Source organism: Streptomyces sp. NPDC102274, assembly GCF_044766385.1.
Lineage (GTDB): Bacteria > Actinomycetota > Actinomycetes > Streptomycetales > Streptomycetaceae > Streptomyces.
Genome location: NZ_JBIWLW010000006.1, coordinates 331,151 through 337,609, shown reverse-complemented (window position 1 = coordinate 337,609; position 6,459 = coordinate 331,151). Strand labels below are relative to the sequence as shown.

The window sequence follows — 6,459 nt, the reverse complement described above, 5'->3', positions numbered from 1 at the left end:
GGCCTCGTCGCCGCCGGCTTCGGCGGCCACAGCGAGTTCGCGGCGGAGGTTGTCGACATACGGCGTGAGGTCCATGACGTCATAGTGGCACCATCGTGGCGCCATGTGCAAGTCGGCGAGGGGGGCGATTATGGCCCGGGACTCATCTGGCGGCTCTGACCTGCGTAAATGTATCGACATCGAGTTGCATCAGTGCGGTGCCACGTGGATTCTCGGTCTCTCTGGCACATCTAGTGGCACCACGTGGTGCCGCTAGGGCGAGCTGTCCCGTGGGTGAGCTGCGGTCCCGCCCAACGTGGTACGTGCCTGCGGGGTTGTTCAGAGGGAATGGGGGTCGTCGGGGCGGTAGCGGGCTTTGATGTGGACGCGTTCGCCCTGAGGGCCGAGGATGCTGAGGAATTCCACGGGGTGCTCGTCGGCGTTGCCGAACCAGTGCGGGAGGTGGGTGTCGAATTCGGCGACCTCACCCTCGGTGAGGACGAAGTCCTTGTCGCCGAGTACGACGCGTAGGCGGCCGCGCAGGACGTACATCCAGTGGTAGCCCTCGTGTGAGCGGGGGCCGGGTTCGTGACCGTCGGTCAGACCGGCGGGCAGGATGTGCTTGAACGCCTGCAGTCCGCCGGATTTGCGCGTCAACGGCACGACGGTCATGCCGTTCCGGGTAAACGGCTGCGGATACACCCGAGGGTCGAGATCGGCCGGAGCGCCGATCAACTCATCGACCGGCACTTGGTAGGCCCTGGCCAGGGGCAGCAGGAGTTCCAGGCCCGGTCTACGGTGCCCCGACTCCAGTCGGGACAGCGTGCTGATCGGAATGCCGGTGGTCTCCGACAAAGCGGTCAGGGTGACGCCACGGCGACGGCGCAACGCGCGCAGCCGGGGCCCGACCGCGGCCAGCACGGCATCGAGGTCATCGCTCATATGTTCACCGTGCCTGCGTTTTGCATTTTCCGCAAAGAACTTTGCCCGATTGCCGATGTGGGCGCACTTTGGCGTCGGAGGTGGTCGCGATGACCCGAAGTCCCCAGGCCAACAGCAGCGACGATCAGTACGGCGTAGTCCAACGCTGGGATGAGATGTATCGCAGCCGCGACCAGATATTCAGTGGCAACCCCAATGGGGTGCTCGTTGCCGAGACCATCGACCTGCCACCGGGTCGGGCGCTTGACGTCGGATGCGGTGAAGGCGCCGACGCACTCTGGCTGGCCCGGCGCGGCTGGCAGGTTACCGCGGTCGACATCTCCGAGACCGCCCTGCAACGTGCCGCCGCTGCCACCGACATCAAGGGCCGCGTGGCGTGGACACGGGCCGACCTCACCACCATGCCGCCCCCAACGGGAGCCTTCGACCTGGTGTCCGTCCACTACTTCCCGCTCATGCGCCGGCCGGGCCACGCGGCGCTGCGTGGCCTGCTGAACGCTGTCGCCCCCGGCGGCACGCTGCTCTTCGCCACCCACGCCCTCTCGGACCTGGCTCTGCGTCAGGAGGAGGACTCCGACCCCGCCGACTACTACCAGCCCGACGACATCGCCCAACTCCTGGCCCCCACCTGGAACGTCCTGATCAACGAGACCCGCCCGCGTGCCGTCCAGGCCCCCGCCGGCACGCACCACACCCACGACACCGTGCTGCGAGCACTACGCCGGCCGTGAGCGCACCCCGCCTCGACCGCACCCCGCCTCGACGGTCCACCGCGTCCTGCTATCCGCCGCTACGAGCGATCACGCCGCGCTCCCGGGGACAATCGTGATCAGTGCCGGGGTGGTCGTGCCGATGGACCTCAGGGCGTCCACGAAGATCTCCGTCGTCCACGCGGCCACATCAAGCGACCACTCGGGGGCGCGGCAACGGAAGGCGAGGGCGGGCCGCATCCCCTCCGTCTGGACCTCTCCGGCCAGGGGGAGAGCCAGTCCGTCCTGCGCGGTCGCCGTGGCCGCCTCGGCCGGTGCGGGCCGGATCGTCATCGCGTCGTACGTACGCTCCTGGGCCGCGGCGAGGACATCGGACGCGCGGCCCGGCAGGCCGGCGGCCTCGGTGGCCCATACGGACACGGTGAGGTCGGCCGACGCGCCGGGGTCCGGGTCCGCGAGGGCGAACCAGGCCGCCGCGTCCACGAGGTCGGCGCGGCCGTCGGGGGCCAGATGGAGAGGCGCCAGGGTGTGCAGGCCCGTCAGGCGGAAGCGGCCCACACGGGTAAGGACATCGCGGAGGACCGTCGCCGCGGGCTGAACCGGAATCCGCTGCCCACGAAGGTCCTCGGTGACCGCGACCTGGAGCCAGGCCAGTTGGTGGACCTTTGCGTCCTGGGTCCAGTCCCCGCCCGCGTCGTTGTGCCCCCAGCGCTCGCCCTCGGGGCCGCCCGCGTGGAAGGAACTCAGCCCGTAGGCGACCGTGCGCTTCACGACGAGGCTGTACATGTCCTCTTCGAGGCTGTCGTCCTCATGGGCCCGGCGGATCCATGGCTCCAGATCGAGGACGCCGTGGACGCCCAGGATCATGGTCGGTGCCAGGTACACGTCGTTGCTCAAGGTGCCGGTACCTCCTAGACCGCGCACCGTAACGACTGGGGCGCCGTGACGGCCTTCTCGGGTGAGTCGATGACACCGATAATGTCCACATCGATGACACTTCGCCAACTGATGGTCCGATTCACGTTGACGCACTGTTTGCGTGCATTGGCCCGCCGTGCGCTGCCGCCACCGGGCTTCACGACCTTGGAGCCGGTCGCCACGGTCCGCCAGGAACCGTCAGCGTTCTTCACCTGTAGATCAATGGTGACGCGCGCCTTGTCGCCGGGCCCGCTGACCTTCTTCCACCACCCGTGGGCGGACGCGGTGGGGGGTGGGGTGCTGGAGACATGGACGCGGTCGCCGTCGGTGATGATCGCGCCGGGCTCGGCCGTTTCCGCGTAGGCGGGAGCGAATGACGTACCGGCGAGGAGCGTGGTCACGGCGGCCGACAGGACAAGGAACTTCCGCATGGGGAACCCTCCGTTGGCTCAGGTGTCCTGCCAGCGTGGAGGCCGGGCCGTGCGTCGCTCAAGGAGATGGCAACGAGTCGCCAACATGGGCCCAACAGGGGCCGATGTGGGGCGCCATGTTGACCGCGCGTCGGCTGTGCGTCGACCGCACGTCGACCGCATGGCGACTCAGCGGTCGAATCCCGCCTCGGCCAGGAGGATGCGGGCCAGCTCGTGCGGCTGGGAGAACATCGGCCAGTGGCCGGTGTCCAGCTCGACCAGCCGCCAGTGGTCGCTGGTCAGCAGCGCGGCCACGCGGGGGCTCGGCTCGGCGCCGTCGAGCAGGCATTTGATGTACGTCGCGGGAAGCTCGCCGAGCGGGCGGGTCAGCTCGGCGGGCTCGGTCAGGGAGGCGCCCGGGTGGGGCGTCGAGCCGGTGACGATACGGGTGATCTGCTCGTCGGTGAGGCCCTGGCAGGCGCAGTCGGCCGCCGTGAGCGGGGGCCAGAAACCACCGGTCGCGGCGATCGCGCCCTCCACCATCGCCCGGCCGTCCGGCCAGTCGGAGACGAACGACTCGCCGTCCGCCGGAACGTTGGAGTCGACGAAGACCACGCGCGTCAGCCGGTCGCCGATCAGCTCGGCGGCCTGGCCGGTCGGGATGCCCGAATAGCTGTGGCCGACCAGGACGACGTCCCGCAGGTCGTTCCGCTCGACCGCGTCCACGATGTCCCGGACATGCGTCTGCTGTCCGGCCGGTACGCCCTGCTTCTCGGCGAGACCGGACAGCGTCAACGCGTGGGCGCCGTGGCCGGCCGCGCGCAGCTCCGGCACCACGTCGTCCCACGCCCACGAACCGAGCCACGCGCCTGCTACCAGTACGAATTCAGTCATGCCGGGGAACCTAGCGGAGGGGGCTGACATTCCTCCGCTGCCGGACCGCCGCGCGGGTCAACCGGCCTTGACGTCCGTGAGGAACGTGGACCACGCCGAGGTCGGGAAGACGAGCGCCGGGCCGTCGGGGTTCTTGGAGTCGCGGACGGGGACGATGTCGGGGTGACCGTCGGCCACTTCGACGCAGCTTCCGCCGCTGCCGCCACTGCGGGTCGACTTGCGCCAGACACTGCCTACTTCGACGCAGTTGCCGCCGCTGCCGCCGCTGTGGGCCGACTTGTTCCAGACAGTGCCTACCTCCAGGCAGTTGCCGCCGCTGCCACCACTGTGGGTCGACTTGTGCCAGACGGTGCCCACTTCCAGGCAGTCGCCGCCGTCTCCGCCGCTGTGGGTCGACTTCCGCCAGGAGGTGCCTACCTCCAGGCAGTCGCCCCCGCTGCCGTCGCTGTACGTCGACTTCTGCCAGGTGCCGACTTCCAAGCAATTCCCGCCGCTGCCGTCGCTGTAGCTGGACTTGTGCCAGGACACGCCGCTCAGGTCGTACTCATGGCTTCTGTTTGTCATGTGTGTAATCCTCCGCCACTGATGCGATTAGGGCCAAGGAAGATTCCGGTGAGAGTGCGCTGGCCCCCCAATAGATCGTAGGCCAGTTCGTACCGGGCGACCGAGGCCGGATCGTCCAGCAGTTGGCCCGATCCCGTGCCCTGGAGGTAGGCGAGTGGGGGTGCGTCCTCGAACGTCATCAGTTTGATGGCGCCTCCCATTGATGCGTGCGCGCCCGCGCCGAACGGCAGCACCTGCACGATGATCCTGTGCCGTCGGATCAGTCCAGTGATATGACGTAGCGCCTCCGCCATCACCGCAGGTCCGCCCACCGGTCGCCGAAGAATCGCCTCGTCAAGCACCGTCCACACAATGGGCTTTGTCGGATCCTTCAGCAGCTTTGCGCGATCCAGTCGCGCCGTGACCAGCTCATCAATGGCTTCCTCCGTCGCCGTCGGGTGGTATGCGCGGAACACCGCTCGCGCATACGCCTCCGTCTGCAACAAGCCCGGGATCAGCTGGGGCTCGTACTCCCTGATCATGGTCGCGATCGCCTCGGCCTCCGCCGCCTCCGCGAAGTGATCCGGGTACTTCGATTTCCGCAGCGCCTCGCAATTCCGCAGGAAGAAGCCGTCCGTCTTGAAGACTTCATCGAAGTGAATCGCGTATTCCGGCTGCATTCGGCGCGTACCCGCTTCGATCTGGCCGATGAGGGATCCGCTGACGAAGATCGGCCTGCCCAGCTCCTCCTGGGACATGTCCGCTTCGTCGCGCTGATGTCGGAGCTCGGCGCCGAGCATGGCGCGGGGTGAGGACGAGGGGCCGAGTGGCTTGGGCCCAGGCACAGGTGCTCCCGGTGAGACAGATGTCGGTGTTGCGCTGCTTCCTCTATGCACGCTAGCGACAGTTGGCCACTCTGTGTAGCTCAATCGTTCACACAGAGTGGAGAGTTGCGTTGATTCGTACCCAGGACACAAGAGACGCCGTCACACACCGGTTCAACCTCGTCCACTGCTCCGCGGACAGCTCACCGGACTTCGACGACCCCCGTTATGACGGGCTCAAGGCCCGGCCGCCGGAGGGATGCACGGTGGTGCGGTTCGAGGCGTACTTCAGTCTGCGCTGCGAGCGCCGGGGCGCGACTCTGTTCGACGCCGTGGCGCCGCTGTGCGCGGAGATCAGGGCCGAACACGGCCTGCTCATGACCGATCTCGGGATCGAGGGGCTCTGGGAGTGGGCCTCCGACGGGACCGACGGCCGGGGCGCCGAGGTGGTGGGGCAGTTGCTGCTGATGGCCGCCGAGCGCGGGCCGCTGCTCGGGTACAGCGTGGATGACCTGGTGCGGTTCCTGCGTACGGCGGCGGGAGCGGCGAGCTGAACCCGGCGCGTCCCGCCCCGCGTCCTGCCCCGCGTCGACGGGACGCGGGGCAGGACGTTCACGCTCCCGTCGTGGAGCCGGGGCGGATGATCATCAGTACCGTGACCGTCGCCCACAGGAGGTTGAAGATTCCCGTGTGCATGGCCAAGCGCGCTGTCAGCCTGGTGGTTGATGCTCCCGTGGTCTCTTCGAGGTCCGTCACTATCGCCTCCTGACGGGGCAGCACGAGCACCATGAGCGCGACGGCCGCCAGACCGGTCAGGATGATCGAGACGATCAGCCAGGTGTCGCCCAGTACGCCCATCGCGCTCCCCGTGGCGAAGCCGAAGACCGGCACCGCGAGGCCGATCGCCGCGTAGACACGGCAGATGCGATGCAGCAGCTGTACCGACGACAGCGCCCGGGGGTCCCCGGGCGCTGCCATCGCCCGTCTCGCGTACGGGGGAAACATGCTGGCGGCGACGGTGACCGGGCCGATCGCGACGATCGCGGCGAGGACATGAACGGCGAGCAGGAACTTCGTCACGGCGTGGATCGCTCTTTCGGCTTCGTCGAGGGCGGGGCGGGGCGGGGCGGGGCGGAACGGGGAGGAGGGCCGAGGGCTCTGCTCACGCCGACGCTAAGGCCCTGCTCACGGCCGTGGAAGTGGCGCTTTTGCCAGGTCCCAACGGATTCTCGCCACCGC

General features: G+C 68.4%; 8 protein-coding genes and 1 pseudogene. 2 read left to right on the top strand and 7 right to left on the bottom strand.

Annotation, left to right across the window (positions count from 1 at the left end):
* Window positions 1–318: 318 nt before the first annotated feature.
* The gene (locus ACIRQP_RS11795) at window positions 319–921 is read right to left on the bottom strand and encodes a helix-turn-helix domain-containing protein (protein WP_403887123.1); all 603 of its coding nucleotides are present in this window, start codon (window positions 919–921) and stop codon (window positions 319–321) included.
* Between the two features lie 89 nt (window positions 922–1,010).
* Here ACIRQP_RS11795 and ACIRQP_RS11790 point away from each other — a divergent pair, with 89 nt between their 5' ends.
* Window positions 1,011–1,652: a class I SAM-dependent methyltransferase gene (locus tag ACIRQP_RS11790; protein ID WP_403887120.1), complete on the top strand. Its 642-nt coding sequence runs from the start codon at window positions 1,011–1,013 to the stop codon at window positions 1,650–1,652.
* Between the two features lie 69 nt (window positions 1,653–1,721).
* Here the strand turns inward: ACIRQP_RS11790 and ACIRQP_RS11785 are convergent, their stop codons facing one another.
* The 5 genes and pseudogenes from ACIRQP_RS11785 to ACIRQP_RS11765 form a co-directional block, all read right to left on the bottom strand.
* On the bottom strand, window positions 1,722–2,528 hold the full coding sequence (locus ACIRQP_RS11785; protein ID WP_403887118.1) for a hypothetical protein: 807 nt from the start codon (window positions 2,526–2,528) through the stop codon (window positions 1,722–1,724).
* A gap of 14 nt (window positions 2,529–2,542) precedes the next feature.
* Entirely contained in the window at window positions 2,543–2,980 is a 438-nt protein-coding gene (locus ACIRQP_RS11780; protein ID WP_403887115.1) for a hypothetical protein, read from the bottom strand.
* A 168-nt stretch (window positions 2,981–3,148) separates the two neighbouring features.
* The gene (locus ACIRQP_RS11775; protein WP_403887112.1) at window positions 3,149–3,853 is read right to left on the bottom strand and encodes an alpha/beta fold hydrolase; all 705 of its coding nucleotides are present in this window, start codon (window positions 3,851–3,853) and stop codon (window positions 3,149–3,151) included.
* A 57-nt stretch (window positions 3,854–3,910) separates the two neighbouring features.
* Complete coding sequence (locus tag ACIRQP_RS11770; protein WP_403887110.1) at window positions 3,911–4,417, bottom strand: DUF397 domain-containing protein; 507 nt, start codon at window positions 4,415–4,417, stop codon at window positions 3,911–3,913.
* Window positions 4,398–5,241, bottom strand: a pseudogene (locus ACIRQP_RS11765) (helix-turn-helix domain-containing protein). The gene ACIRQP_RS11770 and the pseudogene ACIRQP_RS11765 overlap by 20 nt, the downstream one beginning before the upstream one ends.
* Window positions 5,242–5,351: 110 nt before the next feature.
* Here ACIRQP_RS11765 and ACIRQP_RS11760 point away from each other — a divergent pair.
* Window positions 5,352–5,774 carry an amidase gene (locus tag ACIRQP_RS11760; protein ID WP_403887108.1) on the top strand — a complete coding sequence of 141 codons (423 nt, stop codon included), beginning with the start codon at window positions 5,352–5,354 and terminating at the stop codon, window positions 5,772–5,774.
* 58 nt (window positions 5,775–5,832) lie between these two features.
* Here the strand turns inward: ACIRQP_RS11760 and ACIRQP_RS11755 are convergent, their stop codons facing one another.
* A complete protein-coding gene (locus ACIRQP_RS11755) occupies window positions 5,833–6,300 on the bottom strand; it encodes a hypothetical protein (protein WP_403887106.1) in 468 nt (155 codons plus the stop codon).
* Window positions 6,301–6,459 lie beyond the last annotated feature (159 nt).

Bases quoted from the DNA above. Each gene is read 5' to 3' on its own strand.
- ACIRQP_RS11795 (WP_403887123.1), bottom strand. From the start codon at position 921: ATGAGCGATGACCTCGATGCCGTGCTGGCCGCGGTCGGGCCCCGGCTG.
- ACIRQP_RS11790 (WP_403887120.1), top strand. From the start codon at position 1,011: ATGACCCGAAGTCCCCAGGCCAACAGCAGCGACGATCAGTACGGCGTA.
- ACIRQP_RS11780 (WP_403887115.1), bottom strand. From the start codon at position 2,980: ATGCGGAAGTTCCTTGTCCTGTCGGCCGCCGTGACCACGCTCCTCGCC.
- ACIRQP_RS11775 (WP_403887112.1), bottom strand. From the start codon at position 3,853: ATGACTGAATTCGTACTGGTAGCAGGCGCGTGGCTCGGTTCGTGGGCG.
- ACIRQP_RS11770 (WP_403887110.1), bottom strand. From the start codon at position 4,417: ATGACAAACAGAAGCCATGAGTACGACCTGAGCGGCGTGTCCTGGCAC.